Genomic DNA, 16,265 nt, shown 5'->3' with positions numbered 1-16,265 from the left:
CCCACGTCACCGCACGAAAGGCAGCTGAGCCATGGCCGAACACCGCCACCACTGGGTCCGTGCCGCCCGGCGCTCCGCCCGCGTCGAGGCCCGCGACCGGCTGGAGCTGCCGCCCGTGCTCGCCGTGGTGAACGCCGACCGCCGGCTGCGCGGGCCCTACACGGCGGTCGGCTCGGTGCTGCGGGCGATCGTGCCCGACGCGCTCGCCCGCTGCCCCGAGGCCGTCTCCGGGCACGACATCGAACTCCTCTCCACCACTCCGGAACTGCGCGAGCTGGTGCCCGCCACCCGTGAGACGCTCACCTCCCTGGCCGTGCCCAAGGAGCGCACCCGCTTCTACTCCGCGCTGCGCACCCTGCGGATCGCCCACGGCCTGGTCGAGTTCCTGGAGGCGTACCTGCGCGCCGCCGGCGACGGCCCGCGCACCCTGGTCGTCGACGACGCCCACCGCGCCGACCCCACCGACGGCGAGTTCCTCGCCGTCCTGCTGCGGCGGATCGACCCCGGGCTGCTCACCGTGGTGGTCACCACCGGCACCGAGGCCCTGGAGCGCCCGGACGGTCCGGGCCGCGAGACCCTGCCGGACGCGCTCGCCGCGCACTGCGCCGTGCTGGACGTCCCCGCCGCCCGGGAGGACGGCCCGTCGCGGGCGGGCGCTTCGGGGCCCGGGCTCGGCCGCGCCCACGTCGTCGCCGACGGCACCGGCGACGACCCCGCCGCGCTGGCCGCCTACCGGGCGCTGCCGGCCGACGAACGCGCCCGGCTGCACGACCTGCGCCGCGCCGAGCTGGAGACGGTCGGCGAGTCCTCGCTGAGGCTGGGGGCCATCGCCTGGCACGCCGAGCACGGCAGCGACCCGTCCGGCGTCGGCGCCGACATCCTGCGCCACGCCCTCGACCACTGCATGGACCTCGGCTACTACCACGCGGTCGTCGACCTCGGCGAGCGCGGCCGCCGGCTGGTCACCCACGAGAGCCACCCCACCCACTGGTGGGCCTTCACCACCAAGATGACCACCTCCTTCGCCGCGCTCGGCCTGGCGGAGCGCGCCCTGCCGCTCTACGACGAGGCCCGTACGCTCAGCGCCTCGCCCGAGGTCCACATGCAGGCCGCGTACGCGACCGCGATGCTGCACACCCGGCACTTCGAGGCCGGCCGGCGCGACCACGGACTGGCCCGCGCCTGGGCCAACCAGGCGATCGCCTTCGCCCGCTGGCACCCGGACCCCAAGGAGCGCGAGGCGCGCGTGGTGTTCAACCGCAACGGGCTCGCGCTGATCGAGGTCCACCAGGGCCGCCCGCAGGCCGCGTTGGAGCTGCTGGACGCCTGCATCGCGCAGCTGGACGAGACCCTGGAGCCGCACGAGCACGCGTTGCACCGCTCGGTGCTGCGCTACAACCGCGCGCAGGTGTACGCGGCCCTCGGCCGGCACGCCGAGGCCGTCGCCGACTACACCGCCGTGATCGACTGCGACCCCAACTACGCCGAGTACCACTTCGACCGGGGCATGCTCTGGCGCGACCTCGGCGAACCGGAGCGGGCGCTGGCCGACTACGACCGCGCCGTCCGGCTCTCCCCGCCGTTCCCCGAGGCGTACTTCAACCGCGCCGACGTGCTGGCCGAACTCGGCGACACCGAGGCGGCGGTGGCGGACTTCGGCTACGTCCTCCAGCTGGACCCGGAGTTCGACGACGCCCGGCTCAACCGGGCCTCGCTGCTGTTCGAGGCCGGTGCCCACGAGGCCGCCCGCGCGGAGGTCCGGGCCGGGCTGGCCCGCACCCCCGGGAACGCCCGGCTGCTCTGCCTCCAGGGCCAGTTGCTGGCCGCGGCGGACGACCCCGCGGCGGCCGCCGACGCCTACGCGGCCGCGCTCTCCGCCGACCCCGACTACGCCCAGGCCTGGGCCCTGCTCGGCGAACTGCGCTACCAGCAGGGCGACCTGGACGGAGCGGGCCGCAACCTGGCACGCGCCGTCGAGCTGTCCGCCGAGCCGGGCCTGCGGTTCAACCTGGCCGTGGTCCACCACGACGCCGGGCGCTACGGCGAGGCCGTCCGGCTGCTGGACGAGGTGGTGGAGTCCACCGAGGACGTCGACGCCCGGCTGCAGCGGGCGCGCTGCCTGATCGGCCTGGACCGGGCGGAGACCGCCAGGGCGGACCTGCTGGCCTGCCTGGCGGCCGACCCGGACTCCGCCGGCCAGGTGTACGAGCTGATGCCCGAGCTGGCCCGCGCCTGAAGCGGCCCGCACCCCAGCCGGTCCGTCCCCGGTCCTCGCCACCGGCGTCCCCCGGGACCGGGGACGGACCTCAGCACGGTGCGGCGCCGGCCTGTGCCAGTTCGGCCCGCACCCGGCGGCGGACGTGCGCCATGACGGGTGAACCCCGGTACGCGGCAGCCACCTTGACCAGCCACGCCGCCTCCTCGCGGAGCCCGGCCACCACCGGGTGCGGCACCCACCCGGGGCCGGGCCCGGCGGGGAAGCGGTGCCCGGCCCGGGCGGCCTCCAGCGCGGCGGCGATCGCGGCGGCCTCCACCAGCGCCGCGAACTCCTCCGGACCGGAGGGGCGGGCGACCTCGCGCACCCAGTGCGCCACCCGGGGGTGCAGATGGGGACGCAGGGCCAGCTGGCCGTCGCGGATCTCGATGATCCGCCGGTAGAGCGCGAACCGGATGTCCCGCCGCCCGCCGGCCGGACCGAACTCGCGCTCCGGCGTCATGAGTTCGATCTCCGGCAGCTCCGAGCGCAGCACCGACCAGAGCGGCCCGAGCCGGCGGTGGTCACGCCGGGCCCCGGCCCGGCCGCCCGGGTCGGCCCGCCGGACGGCGCGGCGCACGGCCCGCCGGAGCCGGGGGAGGCGGCTGCGGCGTCGGTCAGCCACGCCGGGCCGCACCGCGCGGCCGTGGGCGGTCGAGCGCGTACCCCAGCCGCAGGATCCGCTCGGCGAGCCGCGCGGTCACGGTGGCCCGGGGCCGGTGCAGCGCCCGGTGCAGGGCCAGCGAGGCGACCAGCTCGGCCTCCTGTTCCTGGCGCTCCGAGTACGCGGACCGGCCGAGCACCCGGTGGACCAACTCGCCCGGCAGCCGGGGGAACAGGGCCTGGGCGACGCTCGCGCCCGGCCCGGTGCCACCGGTGTGCCCGCAGAGCAGGTGGCCGATCTCGTGCAGCACGATGTGCTGCTGGTGCAGCGCGGTGGTGTCGAGCGGGTAGCCGATGTAGTCCGCCCGGTCGGTGCTGACCAGCGCGCCGCAGGGCGCGTCGAGCGGGCCGGAGAGCGGGATCAGCTCGATCGGCCGGCCGCGCCGCCGGGCGAGCGCCTCGGTCAGCGCCGGAATGCCGAACGGCTCCGGGAGCGGCAGCGAGTCCGCGACGGTGCGACATCGTTGCCAGAGCCCGCGTCGCTCCGCCCCACCCGGTTGCCCCACGTCCGTTCCCCCCGGTGCTCGACCACCCTCAGCCGGGAGGTGATCCTACGGACGGGGACGCGCCGGGAGAACCGCTTCGACGCCGATTTCCGCTACCTGCCGCCGCCGGCCTCCAGCCGGGCGATCGCCTCGATCATGTCGCGGATCGTGCCGAGCCCCTCGGGCGACAGGGTCACCGCGCGCAGTGCCACGTCGCGCACGCCCGCGTCCCGCAGGGCGCCGAGCAGGGCCAGCTCCTCGGCGATCCGGGCGCTCTGCCGGTCGTCGAAGAAGTACACCGGCGGGACCTGGAAGAACTGGGCCAGAGCTTCGAGGTGACGTTTCGTCGGATTGTCCCGGCGGCCGGTGCGCAGCTGCCACAGGTAGGTCGCCGAGAAGCTCTCACCGGTCGCCTCGCGGCAGGCGCGGGCGACCTCCTCGTGGGTGTACGGCTCGCGGTCGGGACGGCGGACCACGTCGAAGAGCCGGTCGATCTTCCCTGCGAGCGTGGACGTACCGGAGTCTGCGTCGGGCACGGCACACCTCTCCCCTCACCCCGGGCACACGCGCGGTGCGTGTGTGGATCGAGCACGCGCGACGGTCGCCCATTGTAGTTCCCCCTCGCCCCGCGCGGAGCCGCCGGACGGGCCGTCACCTCGTTCGTCGTCACCGCCTTGACTGGTGACGCGCATGGCTGCCATGCTGGCGTCACCACCTCGACCGGTGACGGGAAAAGGGTCCGTGACTCCGGGGTGGCCGGACCGCAGTCGATCCAGATGGGGAGCACCAGTCATGGCAGTCACCTACACCGCCGTTGTCGACGTCGACGGGGAGGGCCGCAACGGCGGCAGGGTCCGTTCCTCGGACGGTCTGCTGGAGACCGCTCTCGCCATCCCGAAGGAGTTCGGCGGCGCGGGCACCGCGACCAACCCCGAGCAGCTGCTGGCCGCCGGCTGGGCCGCCTGCTTCCTCGGGGCGCTGCGCCTGGCCGCCGGCGCCCGCGGGATCCGGCTCACCAGCACCGCCGTCACCGCCGAGATCACGCTGACCCACGGCGACGACGGCGAGTTCGGCCTCTCCGCCGTCCTCAACCCGGTGCTCGGCGGGGTGGACCAGGCCACCGCCGAGGAGCTCGCCCGGGCCGCCCACCGGACCTGCCCCTACTCCAAGGCCACCCGCGACAACATCCCGGTGACCGTCAACGCCCGGGCCGCCGGGGCGGTGTGACCCGGCCGGACCCCCGGACCGCGGGTCCCGCGCCCTCCCCCTGCGCGGGACCCGCACCATGCCGCAAGCCCCCCGGCCGGTTCACGGCCGGGCCGAGGGGCGGTGTCGTCCGGCCGGGACTCAGCGCAGGCCGGCGGGGGCGGCGGTCTTCTTCCGCGCGCGGTAGGCGGCGGCCTTGATCTTGTTGCCGCAGGACTCCATGCCGCACCACTGGCGCCGCATGCCCCGGGAGCGGTCGATGTAGATCCGGGTGCACTCCGGGTTGCCGCACTCCTTCAGCAGCGGTACGTCGGGCCCGCTGAGGAGTTCGACGGCCTGCCGGGCGACGGTCGCCAGCGCCTGTTCCGGGGTCGCCTCGTTGTGCCGCCCGGCCACCGTGAGCTGCGGGGTCACCGGGGTCTTGCGGGCGGCGGCGTTGAGCACGGCCAGCGCCTCGCGGTCGAACTCCTCCCCGGCGACCCGGTTGGTGACCAGCCGGTAGACGGCCTCGCGCACCGTCCTCGCCTCCCGGACGTCGCGTTCGTCGCCCGGGGTGATCGTGTCCACCAGCCCGCTGTCGAGGTACCAGGCGTTCAGCCGCTCCGGCGTCACGAACATCTCGAAGCGGACCGTGCGCCGGGCGCGGAGGGTGGCCGCGAAGTCCAGGGCCGGGTGCCCGCACACGAAGACATGGTCGAGATTCACATCACCATGCTGACAGGTGACTGTGACCGGCGCAAGGACAGGTCACCGCACCCCCGGGGTCAGCCGGAGTTCACGCCCCCGCCATCGTCGGCGCAGCCAGCGGTCGTGGCTCGCCAGCACGATCGCGCCCGGGCCGCTGCCCAGTGCCTCCTCCAACTCGTCGCACAGGCGCGGGGACAGGTGGTTGGTGGGCTCGTCGAGCAGCAGCAACTGCGGCGGGCGGGCCACCAGCAGCGCCAGTGCGAGCCGCCGCCGCTGGCCGACGGAGAGCCGGCCGACCGGCTTGTCCCGGTCCGCCGGGTCCAGCAGTCCGAGCGAGTCCAGCGGCACCCGCTCGGCCCGCGCCGCCCCCAGCGCCAACCGGTAGGTGTCCTCGACGGTGCGCTCCGGCCGCTCGAACACGGTGTCCTGGGCGAGCAGCCCGACCGTGAGCCGGGGCCGGCGGCGCACCTCGCCCTCGGCGGCGACCAGACCGGCGAGCACGGCGAGCAGCGTCGACTTCCCCGCGCCGTTGCCGCCGGTGACCAGCAGCCGGTCGCCGGCCCGCACCTCCAGGGTGGCCGGCGCGAGCCGGCCCGGCACCCGGACCTCCCGCAGGGCCACCAGCGGCCCCGGGTCGTCCGCGGTCCCCGTCCCTTCCGGGGGCGCGGCGGCCAGCGCCGGGGCCGCGAACCGCAGCGGACGCGGCGGCTCGGCGACCTGGGCGCGCTCCAGCTCCTCCAGCCGCCGCGCGGCGTCCCGCACCCGGCGGGAGATCTGGTTCTGCACCCGGCCCGCCCGGTGGCCGTAGCCCATCTTCTCGTTGTCGCGCCGCCCCCGGTCCGGCGCGACCCGGTGCGCGGTGACGCCCGCCTGCCGGCGCAGCTCCGCCAGCTCCTGCTGCTCCTCGGCGAACCGCCGCTCCCAGCGCTCGCGTTCGGCGCGCCCGGCTGCCAGGTACGCGCTGTAGCCGCCGCCGTGGCGGACCGGTCCGTCCACCGCCGGGTCGAGGTCGATCAGCTCGGTGCAGACCGCGTCCAGGAACGCCCGGTCGTGGCTGGCGGCCACCACCGCGCCGGGCAGGGCGCGCAGGTGCTCCTCCAGGAAGGCGGCGGCCCGGTCGTCGAGGTGGTTGGTCGGCTCGTCCAGCAGCAGCGCCGACGGGCGGCGCACCAGCAGCGCGGCGAGGGCGAGCCGGCCGCGCTGGCCGCCGGAGAGCGAGCCGAGGGCGCGGTCGTGGGCGACCCCGCCCAGGCCGAGGCCCTCCAGGACCAGCGCCGCGCGCCGGTCGGCGTCCCAGGAGTCCCGGTGCCGGGCCTGCTCCAGGCGCCGGCCGTAGGCGTCGAGGAGTTCCCGGTGGCCGGGGGAGTCCTCCGGGACGCGGGCGAGCTCGATGCCGAGCCGGTCGAGTTCGGCGAGGTCGGCGCGGGCCTCGCGCAGCGCCTCGTCGAGCACGGCGGCGACGGTCGAGCCGGCGGCGAAGGGCAGCTCCTGGTGCAGGAAGCCGAGGTCGGCGGGGCGCGTGACGCTTCCCCCGTCGGGTTCGTCCACGCCGGCGAGCACCCTCAGCAGGGTGGACTTCCCGGCGCCGTTCTCCCCGATCAGGCCGATGCGCCGGCCGGGGGAGGCGGTGAGGTGGACGCCGTCGAGGACGCGTCGGCCCGCGAGGTTGCGGACCAGGTCACGGGCGAGCAGGGCGGAGTGGGGCACGGGGAACCTCGGGACGGCTGCGGGCAGCGGGACGGAACCACCGCTGCCCGGGGGCGGGCACGGAGCGGGACACGACGGAACGGACCACGCCGCCGGCGCTTCCACACGCCGGCCGGTGGCCGTCGACTCCGGTTCTCACCCGGAGATGTCGTCGTCACCCGCCATGTCCGCCACTCCTCGCTCAAAGGTCCTGGGCCCTCGGAGCGTAACAGCTACGCCCGACACCCGCGACGGCCGAGGGACGCGCCGGGCCGCCGCGCCGCCCGCCCGGCCGGCACCCTGGCCGGAAGCGTGCAGTCACCGCCTTGACAGGTGACGAACGGGGGCGCATCCTGGGACCGTTCCCGACCCGGAGGGTGGTCATGAGCAGCGAACGCACCGACGATCCCGCCGCCGAAGCGAGGCTCGCCCGCTTCGGCCGCCTCCCCGAGCGCATCCGCTTCGAGGACATGACGCAGGAGGTGCCGGCCGCACCGGAGGACGGCAACGGCGGCGCCTACGACCCCGACGGCGCCTTCCGGTTCTACAACTGCCTGGCCGTCGACTTCGGCCTGTAGGCCCTCCGAGGCCCGGCCCGCCGCCCGGGTGACCCGGCGGAGCGGCGTGGCGGGCCCCGGCGCGCCCGGGGGAGATGATCACCGCGTCCACGGGTGCCCACACCGCCGGAGGCGCAGATGCGGATCCTGCTCGTCGCGAGCGCGTTCAACAGCCTCACCCAGCGCGTCCACGCCGAACTGCGGGACCGCCGTCACACGGTCGAGGTCCACCTCGCCACCGCGGGCGACGAGCCGCTGCGGGCGGCGGTGCGCGGCTTCGCCCCCGACCTGGTGATCGCGCCGATGCTCACCACGGCGCTGCCGCGCGACGTCTGGTCGGCCGTCACCTGCCTGATCGTGCACCCGGGCCCGCCGGGCGACCGCGGCCCGTCCGCCCTCGACTGGGCGATCCACGAGGACGCACCCCTCTGGGGCGTGACGGTGCTCCAGGCCGACGAGCTGATGGACGCCGGCCCCGTCTGGGCCTCGGCGCCCTGCCCGCTGCCGCCCGTCGCCAAGAGCGACCTCTACCGCAACGAGGTCTCCGACGCCGCCGTCGAGGCGGTGCTGCGGGCGGTGCGGCGCTTCGCCTCCGGCACCCACACCCCCCGCCCGCAGAGCGGCCCCGACTGGCGGGCGCCCGACCACACCCGGCCCTTCCTGCGCCAGGAGGTGCGGCGGATCGACTGGGCGCGCGACACCACCGACACGGTGGTGCTCAAGCTGCGGGCCGCCGACTCCCGGCCCGGCGTGCTGGACGAACTGCTCGGCGGCGCCTGGTACCTGCACGGCGGCCACCCCGAACGGGCGCTGCGCGGGCGCCCCGGCGAGCTGCTGGCCACCCGGGCCGGGGCGCTGTGCCGGGCGACCCGCGACGGCGCGGTGTGGATCCCCGAGCTGCGCCGGCGCCGCACCCCCGGCGGGCCCGCCACCTTCAAGCTGCCCGCCGTCACCGCCCTCGGCGACGCGCTGCCCGCGCTGCCGGAGCTGCCCGCCCCGGTGATGCCGGCCGGGGACGACCCGGTCTGGTCGGACATCCGCTACCGCGAGGACGGGCCGGTCGGCTTCCTGCGCTTCTCCTTCCCCGGCGGCGCGATGAGCACCGGCCACTGCCGCCGTCTGCTCGACGCCTACCGCTTCGCGCTGACCCGCCCGACCGCCGTCCTGGTGCTCGGGGGCGGTCGCGACTTCTTCTCCAACGGCATCCACCTCAACGTGATCGAGGCCGCCGCCGACCCGGCGGCCGAGTCCTGGGCCAACATCAACGCCATCGACGACCTGGTCGAGGCGGTCCTCACCACCACCGACCGCCTGGTGGTCGCCGCCCTCGGCGGCAACGCGGCGGCCGGCGGGGTGATGCTGGCGCTGGCCGCCGACGAGGTCTGGTGCCGGCGGGGTTCCGTGCTCAACCCGCACTACCGGCTGATGGGACTGCACGGCTCGGAGTACTGGACGTACAGCCTGCCGCGCCGGGTGGGCGCGGCGCAGGCCGCGAGGCTCACCGGAGCCGCCCTGCCGGTGAGCGCCGCGGCCGCCCTGCGGGCCGGGCTGGTCGACCGGGTCCTGCCCTGCACCCCGCAGGAGTTCGGGCCCGCGGCCGCCCGCCTCGCCCGGCTGACCGCCGCCTCGCCGACGGTGTACGGCCGGATCGCCGCGAAGAAGGCCGCCCGGGAGGCCGACGAGCGCGTCCGGCCGCTCGCCGACCACCGGACGGCGGAGCTGGCCGTGATGCACCGCCAGTTCTTCGACCCGCAGGCGCCCTACCACGCGCTGCGCTCCGCCTTCGTCCGCAAGCTGCCCGCCCCCGCCCCTGGGGCGTGACCCGGACGGTCCACCCGGATTGCGGCCGTTCGGACGCTCCGTCCGGCTCCGTGGACCGGCGGGACCGGCCGGGGGCTGTTATGACGGTTCTGAGCCATTTCGTCCGGCTCCCAGTTCCGAGGAGGCATCCTCATGGGTGCTGCAGCAACGAACGCCACCGACACCGACGTGGTGCACATTCTCTGGATCAACGCGGGTCTGAGCTGCGACGGCGACTCGGTCGCGCTGACCGCCGCCATGCAGCCGAGCATCGAGGAGATCGTCACCGGCGCGCTGCCGGGCCTGCCGAAGGTCGCGGTGCACTGGCCGCTGATCGACTTCGAGTGCGGCCCGGTCCAGGGCGCCGACAACTTCGTCGAGTGGTTCTTCAAGGCGGACCGCGGCGAGCTCGATCCGTTCGTCCTGGTCGTCGAGGGGTCCATCCCGAACGAGCGGATCAAGGAGGAGGGCTACTGGTGCGGCTTCGGCGACGATCCGGATACCGGTCAGCCGATCACCACCAGTGAGTGGCTGGACCGCCTCGCCCCCAAGGCCACCGCGGTCGTCGCCATCGGCACCTGCGCCACCTACGGCGGCATCCACGCCATGGAGGGCAACCCGACCGGTGCCATGGGCGTGCCCGACTACCTCGGATGGGGGTGGAAGTCCAAGGCGGGCCTGCCGATCGTCTGCGTGCCCGGCTGCCCCATCCAGCCCGACAACTTCGCCGAGACCCTGACCTACCTGCTCTACCAGCTGGCCGGCTCGGCGCCGATGATCCCGCTGGACGACAAGCTGCGGCCGCTCTGGCTGTTCGGCGCCACCGTGCACGAGGGCTGCGACCGCGGCGGCTACTACGAGCAGGGGCAGTTCGCCACCGACTACGGCACCCCCGAGTGCCTGGTGCGGCTCGGCTGCTGGGGCCCGGTCGTTAAGTGCAACGTCACCAAGCGCGGCTGGATCAACGGCATCGGCGGCTGCCCGAACGTCGGCGGCATCTGCATCGCCTGCACCATGCCCGGCTTCCCCGACAAGTTCATGCCGTTCATGGACCCGCCGCCCGGCTCGACCGTCTCCACCAAGGTCAGCCGGTCCTACGGCTCGGTGATCCGGCGGCTGCGCGCGATCACCCTCAAGACGCTCGACGAGGAACCCCGGTGGCGCCACACCGGGCACACCCTGACCACCGGCTACCGCCCGCCGCGGTGACCGGACGGGCCGCCGCGCGCACCGTGCGCGGCGGCCCCGCCGCCGCACCCCCTCCCCGCCTCCAGAGAAGGGCACGACAGAGACGATGACAGCGACGAGCAGGGCGGCCGGGGACGGCAGCGGCCTGGTGGAGATGTCCTGGGACCCGATCACCCGGATCGTGGGCAGCCTGGGCATCCACACGAAGATCGACTTCAAGCAGAAGAAGGTCGCGGAGTGCTACAGCACCTCCTCGGTGTTCCGCGGCTACAGCGTCTTCATGCGGGGCAAGGACCCCCGCGACGCCCACTTCATCACCAGCCGCATCTGCGGCATCTGCGGCGACAACCACGCCACCTGCTCGGTCTACGCGCAGAACATGGCGTACGGCGTGAAGCCGCCCCACCTCGGCGAGTGGATCATCAACCTCGGCGAGGCCGCCGAGTACATGTTCGACCACAACATCTTCCAGGAGAACCTGGTCGGGGTGGACTACTGCGAGAAGATGGTCCGCGAGACCAACCCCGGCGTGCTGGAGCGCGCCGAGCGCACCGAGGCCCCGCACGCCGGCGACCACGGCTACCGCACGATCGCCGACATCATGCGCTCGCTCAACCCCATCGAGGGCGAGTTCTACCGCGAGGCGCTCCAGGTCAGCCGCTACACCCGGGAGATGTTCTGCCTGATGGAGGGCCGCCACGTGCACCCCTCCACGCTCTACCCGGGCGGGGTCGGCACGGTCGCCACCGTCCAGCTGTTCACCGACTACCTGACCCGGCTGATGCGCTACGTGGAGTTCATGAAGAAGGTCGTGCCGCTCCACGACGACCTCTTCGACTTCTTCTACGAGGCGCTGCCCGGCTACGAGGAGGTCGGCCGCCGGCGCGTCCTGCTCGGCTGCTGGGGCAGCCTCAACGACCCCGACCACTGCGACTTCACCTACCGCAACATGACCGACTGGGGCCGGAAGATGTTCGTCACCCCCGGTGTGGTGGTCGACGGCAAGCTGGTCACCAACGACCTCACCCGGATCAACCTCGGCATCCGCATCCTACTCGGCAGCTCCTACTACCGGGACTGGCAGGGCGAGGAGCTCTTCGTCACCCACGACCCGCTCGGCAACCCGGTCGACCCCCGCCACCCCTGGAACCAGCACACCATCCCCGCCCCGCAGAAGCGCGACTTCGACGACAAGTACAGCTGGGTGATGTCCCCGCGCTGGTTCGACGGCACCGAGCACCTCGCCCTGGACACCGGCGGCGGCCCGATCGCCCGGCTCTGGTCCACCGCCCTGTCCGGGCTGGTCGACATCGGCTACGTCAAGGCCACCGGCCACAGCGTGCGGATCAACCTGCCGCGCTCGATGACCAAGCCGGAGACCACCTTCGAGTGGAAGATCCCGCAGTGGAGCAACGCCCTCGAACGCAACCGCGCCCGCACCTACTTCCAGGCCTACGCGGCCGCCTGCGCCCTGCACTTCGCGGAGAAGGCGCTGGACGAGGTCCGGGCCGGGCGCAGCCAGACCTGGGAGCGCTTCGAGGTGCCGGACGAGTCCATCGGCTGCGGCTTCACCGAGGCCGTGCGCGGCGTCCTGTCCCACCACATGGTGATCCGCGACGGGAAGATCGCCAACTACCACCCGTACCCGCCGACCCCGTGGAACGCCAGCGTGCGCGACAGCCACGGCACGCCCGGGCCCTACGAGGACGCCGTGCAGAACACCCCGATCTTCGAGGAGAACCCGCCGGACAGCTTCAAGGGCATCGACATCATGCGGGCCGTGCGCAGCTTCGACCCCTGTCTGCCCTGCGGCGTGCACATGTACGTCGGCGGCGGGCGGACCGTGCAGCAGATGCACGTGCCCACCGGCCTGAGCGGACTCACCGCATGACGGCCGAACGGACCGGCCGGCGCGTCCAGGAGACCCTGGACCGGCTCGACCGGATCGGCGGCGACGGGGCGGCCCAGCAGGCCGGCGAACAACTGGTGCGCGACCTCATGGACTTCTACCACGACGGCCTCGCCCGGATCGTCGGCGCGCTGCCCGCGCCCGCCCTCGCCGCGCTGCTGGACGACCCGGCCGTCGCCGCCCTGCTCGTCCTGCACGACCTGCACCCCGAGGACACCACCGCCCGGATCCACCGGGCGCTCGCCGCACTGCCCGGGACGGTCGAGACGGCCGGCTTCGACCCCGCCACCGGCACCGCCCGGCTGCGCCGCACCGGCGGCGGCTGCGGCTGCTCCGAGGAGGACATCGAGGCCCAGCTCGCCTGCCACGCCCCCGAGGTGACCACCCTGGTGTTCGAGAGCGCCCCCCGGCTGCTGCAGATCGGCACCCGCCCGGGCGAGCCGGCCGAGGCCGCCCGGTGAGCGCCCGCCGACTCGCCCGCCCCGGCACCGCCCTGCTGCACCGGCTGCGCGAGCCCGTACCGCCGCAGCCCGAGCGCTGCGCCTTCTGCGGCCAGGGCGTCCCCGCGTCCCACCGGCACCTGGTGGACACCGAGGAGCAGAACCTCACCTGCGTCTGCACCGCCTGCGCGCTGCTGTTCCGCCGGCCCGGCGCGGCCGGCGGCCGCTACCGGCACGTCCCCGACCGCCACCTCACCGACCCCGACCCCGGTCACCGGATCGACGAGCGGGCCTGGGCGGCCCTCGGCATCCCGGTCGGCACCGCCTTCCTCTTCCGCAACGCCCGCCAGGAGCGGCTCGTGCTGCTCTACCCCGGCCCCGGCGGGGCCACCGAGAGCGAACCGGACGAGGCCGCCTGGCAGGCCGCCCTCGGCGGCAGCCGGCTCGCCGCCGTCCTGGAACCCGACGTGGAGGCGCTGCTGCTGCGCCGCACCGACGCCGGGATCCACTGCCTGCTGGTGCCGATCGACACCTGCTACGAACTGGTCGGCCGGCTGCGGCGCTGCTGGAAGGGGTTCGACGGCGGGGCCGAGGCCCGGGCCGAACTCGACGCCTTCTTCGCCCGGCTCGCCGAACGCGCCCGCCCGCTGCGAGAGGACGGACCCCGATGACCCCGCTCGCCTTCACCTGCACCGCCGTCCGCGCGGCCGAGCACGCCGCCGGGCCCACCCTGCTGTTCCGGCTGCGGATCACCGCGCCGCCCGGGGCCCGGGTGCACGCCCTGGCCCTGCGCTGCCAACTGCGCATCGAGCCCGCCCGGCGCGGCTACGCCGAGGCGGAGGCCGGCCGGCTCGCCGACCTGTTCGGCGAGCGCGCGCGCTGGGGCACCACCCTCCACCCCGTGGAGTTCGCCCAGGTGCCGCTGATGGTCCCCGGCTTCACCGGCGAGACCGAGCTCGACCTGCCCGTCCCCTGCACCTACGACCAGGACGTCGCCGCCGCCCGCTACCTCAGGGCCCTGGACGACGGCGAGGTCCCGCTGCTGCTGCTGTTCTCCGGCACCGCCTTCGCCGGCCCCGGCGGCTTCCAGGTCTCCCCGGTGCCCTGGGACCGGGAGGCCACCGTGCGGATGCCGGTACGGGTGTGGCGCGAGGCGATCGACCGGCACTTCCCCGGCTGCGGCTGGCTGCGGCTGCCCGAGGACCTGATGGACGCGCTGCTCGCCTACCGCTCGCGCCGCGCCCTGCCGTCCTGGGAGGCGACCGTGCGCGCGCTGCTGGCCGGCGCCGAGGTCGGGGAGGCGGCCCGGTGACCGCCCCCGGCCCCGCCTTCACCCCCGAGATCGAGGCCAGGTTCGCCCAGGCCCGGCAGATCGCCGACGCCGTGCTGTTCGAGGGCTACGTGCTCTACCCCTACCGGGCCTCCGCGGCGAAGAACCGGCTGCGCTGGCAGTTCGGCGTGCTCGTCCCGCCGGGCTACGGCGCGGACAGCGGCGAGCACTTCCACCAGCGCACCGAATGCCTGATGGAGCCGCGCCCCGGCGACCGGCTGGCCGTCGAGCTGCGCTTCCTGCGGGCCCGGCGGCGCACCGTCGAACGCGCCCTGCCCCGCGGCGGCTACGAGGAGACCGCCGAACTGGAGCTCGCCGACCGGGTCCTGGTGCCGTGGGACGAGGGCGTCGAGGAACGCGTCGAGCTCGTGGTGCCGGTCGGGGAACTGGCGGGCGAGGTGGTGCGGCCCTTCCACCTCCCGGCCGGCCGGGAGGTGGAGGTGCTGCGCGCGGACGGCGCCGTCGCCGGGCGGCTGCTGCGCCGCTGGGAGCGCACCGACGGCCTGCTCCGGCTGACCGCCCGTGACGTGCCCGGTCCCTACCCGGTGCGGCTGCTGACCGCCGTGGTGGAGAACACCACCGACTGGGCGCCGCGGCCGGAGGACGGGCGGGACACCGCGCTGGCGCGCTCGCTGGTCTCGGCGCACCTGCTGCTGGGGCTCGACCACGGCGCCTTCCTGTCGCCGACCGACCCGCCCGAGTGGGCGCGGGCCGCCGCCGGGCAGTGCCGCAACGAGCACACCTGGCCGGTGCTGGCGGGCCCGCCCGGCCGCGACCGGGTGGTGCTCTCCTCGCCGATCATCCTGGAGGACCACCCCGCCATCGCCCCCGAGAGCCCCGGCGCGCTCTACGACGCCACCGAGATCGACGAGATCCTCGCCCTGCGCACCGCCGCCCTGACCGACCGCGAGAAGCGCGAGGCCCGGGGCACCGACGAGCGGGCCGGCGCGGTGATCGACCTCGCCGACTCGATGCCCCCGGAGGTGCTGGAGCGGCTGCACGGCGCCGTCCGGGGCCTGCGCGGGATCACCGGCAACGAGCCCGGGCAGCCCTGGTGGGACCCGGGCGACGATCCGGAGGTCGACCCGGACCGCGACCGGGTCCTGGTCGACGGCCGCGAGGTCGGCGCCGGAAGCCGGGTCCTGCTGCGGCCGGGACGGCGGCGCACCGACGCCCAGGACCTCTTCCTGGCCGGGCGCACCGCCGTGGTCGAGGCCGTGCTGCACGACGTCGACGGCTCGGTGCACCTGGCGGTCACCCTGGAGGACGACCCGGGCGCGGACCTGTGGCGCGCCCAGGGCCGCTACCGGTACTTCCAGCCCGACGAGATCACCCCGCTGGAGGCGCCGTGACGCGGCCAAGGGTGCTGGTCGCCGGGGTGGGCAACATCTTCCTCGGTGACGACGGCTTCGGGGTGGAGACCGTGCGGCGGCTGCGCGAGCACCCGCTGCCGGCCGGCGTCGAACTGCTCGACGTCGGCGTGCGCGGGGTCCATCTGGCCTACCAACTCCTCGACGGCTACCGGATGCTGGTGCTCGTCGACGCCACCGCCCGCGGTGGCGAGCCGGGCACGGTGTACCTCATCGAGGCGGACGCCGGGCCGGTGGAGGCGCCCGTCCTGGACGGGCACCGGATGGGCCCGGACGCCGTGCTCGCGCTGCTCGGCACACTCGCCGCGGGAACGGGCGGATCCCCGCCCGACCGGGTCCTCGTGGTGGGCTGCGAGCCGCAGTCGCTGGAGGAGGGGATCGGACTGAGCGCACCGGTGGCCGCCGCCGTCGAGGAGGCGGTCCGGCTGGTCCTGCGGACCGTCGGTGCGCCGGAGCTGACCGAGAGAGAGGTCTCACCGTCATGAGGAAGCTGCTGTGCGCGGCCGTGCTGGCCGCCGTCGTGGCCCTGGTCGTGCAGAACCTGGACGACCTGAAGCGCTATCTGCGCATCCGCCGGATGTGAACGGCGCGTTGGTGCGTCCGGCGTAGTCCCGGGCGCGGCGGCGGCGCGGCTGCGGGCCGCTGCCGCCGCCGCGGCCTGTAATGGGGCCTGTTGCCTCCCAGCCGGGA

17 protein-coding genes are annotated in these 16,265 nt (G+C 75.0%); 12 read left to right on the top strand and 5 right to left on the bottom strand.

Features of this window, described 5'->3' with window-relative positions; genetic code table 11:
- Positions 1-31 precede the first annotated feature (31 nt).
- The gene (locus ACFVVL_RS00270; RefSeq protein ID WP_387670139.1) at positions 32-2,236 is read left to right on the top strand and encodes a tetratricopeptide repeat protein; all 2,205 of its coding nucleotides are present in this window, start codon (positions 32-34) and stop codon (positions 2,234-2,236) included.
- 70 nt (positions 2,237-2,306) lie between these two features.
- On the opposite strand, the gene ACFVVL_RS00265 is transcribed toward ACFVVL_RS00270, so the two are convergent.
- The 3 genes from ACFVVL_RS00265 to ACFVVL_RS00255 form a co-directional block, all read right to left on the bottom strand.
- Complete coding sequence (locus ACFVVL_RS00265) at positions 2,307-2,879, bottom strand: MAB_1171c family putative transporter (protein ID WP_387670137.1); 573 nt, start codon at positions 2,877-2,879, stop codon at positions 2,307-2,309.
- Positions 2,872-3,423 carry a ParH-like protein gene (locus ACFVVL_RS00260; protein WP_387670135.1) on the bottom strand — a complete coding sequence of 184 codons (552 nt, stop codon included), beginning with the start codon at positions 3,421-3,423 and terminating at the stop codon, positions 2,872-2,874. The genes ACFVVL_RS00265 and ACFVVL_RS00260 overlap by 8 nt, the downstream gene beginning before the upstream one ends.
- Before the next feature lie 92 nt (positions 3,424-3,515).
- Entirely contained in the window at positions 3,516-3,938 is a 423-nt protein-coding gene (locus ACFVVL_RS00255; RefSeq protein WP_380293439.1) for an XRE family transcriptional regulator, read from the bottom strand.
- Between the two features lie 256 nt (positions 3,939-4,194).
- On the opposite strand from ACFVVL_RS00255, the gene ACFVVL_RS00250 reads away from it, so the two are divergent.
- Entirely contained in the window at positions 4,195-4,629 is a 435-nt protein-coding gene (locus tag ACFVVL_RS00250; protein WP_380293441.1) for an Ohr family peroxiredoxin, read from the top strand.
- Positions 4,630-4,749: 120 nt separating this feature from the next.
- Here the strand turns inward: ACFVVL_RS00250 and ACFVVL_RS00245 are convergent, their stop codons facing one another.
- Both ACFVVL_RS00245 and ACFVVL_RS00240 read right to left on the bottom strand, forming a co-directional pair.
- Positions 4,750-5,313 (bottom strand): CGNR zinc finger domain-containing protein, encoded by a 564-nt coding sequence (locus tag ACFVVL_RS00245; protein ID WP_380293443.1) that lies wholly within the window; start codon positions 5,311-5,313, stop codon positions 4,750-4,752.
- 42 nt (positions 5,314-5,355) lie between these two features.
- Positions 5,356-7,002: an ABC-F family ATP-binding cassette domain-containing protein gene (locus ACFVVL_RS00240; RefSeq protein ID WP_387670132.1), complete on the bottom strand. Its 1,647-nt coding sequence runs from the start codon at positions 7,000-7,002 to the stop codon at positions 5,356-5,358.
- 362 nt (positions 7,003-7,364) lie between these two features.
- Here ACFVVL_RS00240 and ACFVVL_RS00235 point away from each other — a divergent pair, with 362 nt between their 5' ends.
- The 10 genes from ACFVVL_RS00235 to ACFVVL_RS00190 all read left to right on the top strand — a co-directional run bounded on the left by ACFVVL_RS00235 (position 7,365) and on the right by ACFVVL_RS00190 (position 16,158).
- Positions 7,365-7,559, top strand: coding sequence for a hypothetical protein (locus ACFVVL_RS00235; RefSeq protein WP_387670130.1), 195 nt, complete (start codon positions 7,365-7,367; stop codon positions 7,557-7,559).
- 117 nt (positions 7,560-7,676) lie between these two features.
- Complete coding sequence (locus ACFVVL_RS00230) at positions 7,677-9,359, top strand: hydrogenase maturation protein (protein ID WP_387670621.1); 1,683 nt, start codon at positions 7,677-7,679, stop codon at positions 9,357-9,359.
- 132 nt (positions 9,360-9,491) lie between these two features.
- Complete coding sequence (locus tag ACFVVL_RS00225; RefSeq protein ID WP_387670128.1) at positions 9,492-10,547, top strand: hydrogenase expression protein HypE; 1,056 nt, start codon at positions 9,492-9,494, stop codon at positions 10,545-10,547.
- Positions 10,548-10,632: 85 nt separating this feature from the next.
- The gene (locus ACFVVL_RS00220) at positions 10,633-12,417 is read left to right on the top strand and encodes a nickel-dependent hydrogenase large subunit (protein ID WP_387670126.1); all 1,785 of its coding nucleotides are present in this window, start codon (positions 10,633-10,635) and stop codon (positions 12,415-12,417) included.
- Positions 12,414-12,896 carry a thioredoxin gene (locus ACFVVL_RS00215; protein ID WP_387670124.1) on the top strand — a complete coding sequence of 161 codons (483 nt, stop codon included), beginning with the start codon at positions 12,414-12,416 and terminating at the stop codon, positions 12,894-12,896. The genes ACFVVL_RS00220 and ACFVVL_RS00215 overlap by 4 nt, the downstream gene beginning before the upstream one ends.
- Positions 12,893-13,546 carry a DUF5947 family protein gene (locus ACFVVL_RS00210; protein ID WP_380293455.1) on the top strand — a complete coding sequence of 218 codons (654 nt, stop codon included), beginning with the start codon at positions 12,893-12,895 and terminating at the stop codon, positions 13,544-13,546. The genes ACFVVL_RS00215 and ACFVVL_RS00210 overlap by 4 nt, the downstream gene beginning before the upstream one ends.
- On the top strand, positions 13,543-14,187 hold the full coding sequence (locus ACFVVL_RS00205; protein WP_380293457.1) for a DUF6084 family protein: 645 nt from the start codon (positions 13,543-13,545) through the stop codon (positions 14,185-14,187). Before ACFVVL_RS00210 ends, ACFVVL_RS00205 begins: the two co-directional genes overlap by 4 nt.
- Positions 14,184-15,557, top strand: coding sequence for a hypothetical protein (locus tag ACFVVL_RS00200; protein WP_387670121.1), 1,374 nt, complete (start codon positions 14,184-14,186; stop codon positions 15,555-15,557). The genes ACFVVL_RS00205 and ACFVVL_RS00200 overlap by 4 nt, the downstream gene beginning before the upstream one ends.
- Positions 15,554-16,060 (top strand): hydrogenase maturation protease, encoded by a 507-nt coding sequence (locus ACFVVL_RS00195; RefSeq protein ID WP_387670119.1) that lies wholly within the window; start codon positions 15,554-15,556, stop codon positions 16,058-16,060. The genes ACFVVL_RS00200 and ACFVVL_RS00195 overlap by 4 nt, the downstream gene beginning before the upstream one ends.
- The gene (locus tag ACFVVL_RS00190; protein WP_380283557.1) at positions 16,057-16,158 is read left to right on the top strand and encodes a DUF6893 family small protein; all 102 of its coding nucleotides are present in this window, start codon (positions 16,057-16,059) and stop codon (positions 16,156-16,158) included. Before ACFVVL_RS00195 ends, ACFVVL_RS00190 begins: the two co-directional genes overlap by 4 nt.
- The last annotated feature ends 107 nt before the right edge of the window (positions 16,159-16,265 follow it).

It is taken from the genome of Kitasatospora sp. NPDC058115 (assembly GCF_042884635.1).
Taxonomy (GTDB): domain Bacteria; phylum Actinomycetota; class Actinomycetes; order Streptomycetales; family Streptomycetaceae; genus Kitasatospora.
The sequence above is the reverse complement of the archived record's forward strand: the minus strand, read 5'-3'. Positions and strand labels throughout refer to the sequence as shown.

Excerpts from the sequence above, each read along its gene's own strand:
- ACFVVL_RS00270 (WP_387670139.1), top strand. The coding sequence starts at position 32 with ATGGCCGAACACCGCCACCACTGGGTCCGTGCCGCCCGGCGCTCCGCC.
- ACFVVL_RS00250 (WP_380293441.1), top strand. The coding sequence starts at position 4,195 with ATGGCAGTCACCTACACCGCCGTTGTCGACGTCGACGGGGAGGGCCGC.
- ACFVVL_RS00235 (WP_387670130.1), top strand. The coding sequence starts at position 7,365 with ATGAGCAGCGAACGCACCGACGATCCCGCCGCCGAAGCGAGGCTCGCC.
- ACFVVL_RS00230 (WP_387670621.1), top strand. The coding sequence starts at position 7,677 with ATGCGGATCCTGCTCGTCGCGAGCGCGTTCAACAGCCTCACCCAGCGC.
- ACFVVL_RS00225 (WP_387670128.1), top strand. The coding sequence starts at position 9,492 with ATGGGTGCTGCAGCAACGAACGCCACCGACACCGACGTGGTGCACATT.
- ACFVVL_RS00220 (WP_387670126.1), top strand. The coding sequence starts at position 10,633 with ATGACAGCGACGAGCAGGGCGGCCGGGGACGGCAGCGGCCTGGTGGAG.
- ACFVVL_RS00215 (WP_387670124.1), top strand. The coding sequence starts at position 12,414 with ATGACGGCCGAACGGACCGGCCGGCGCGTCCAGGAGACCCTGGACCGG.
- ACFVVL_RS00205 (WP_380293457.1), top strand. The coding sequence starts at position 13,543 with ATGACCCCGCTCGCCTTCACCTGCACCGCCGTCCGCGCGGCCGAGCAC.
- ACFVVL_RS00190 (WP_380283557.1), top strand. The coding sequence starts at position 16,057 with ATGAGGAAGCTGCTGTGCGCGGCCGTGCTGGCCGCCGTCGTGGCCCTG.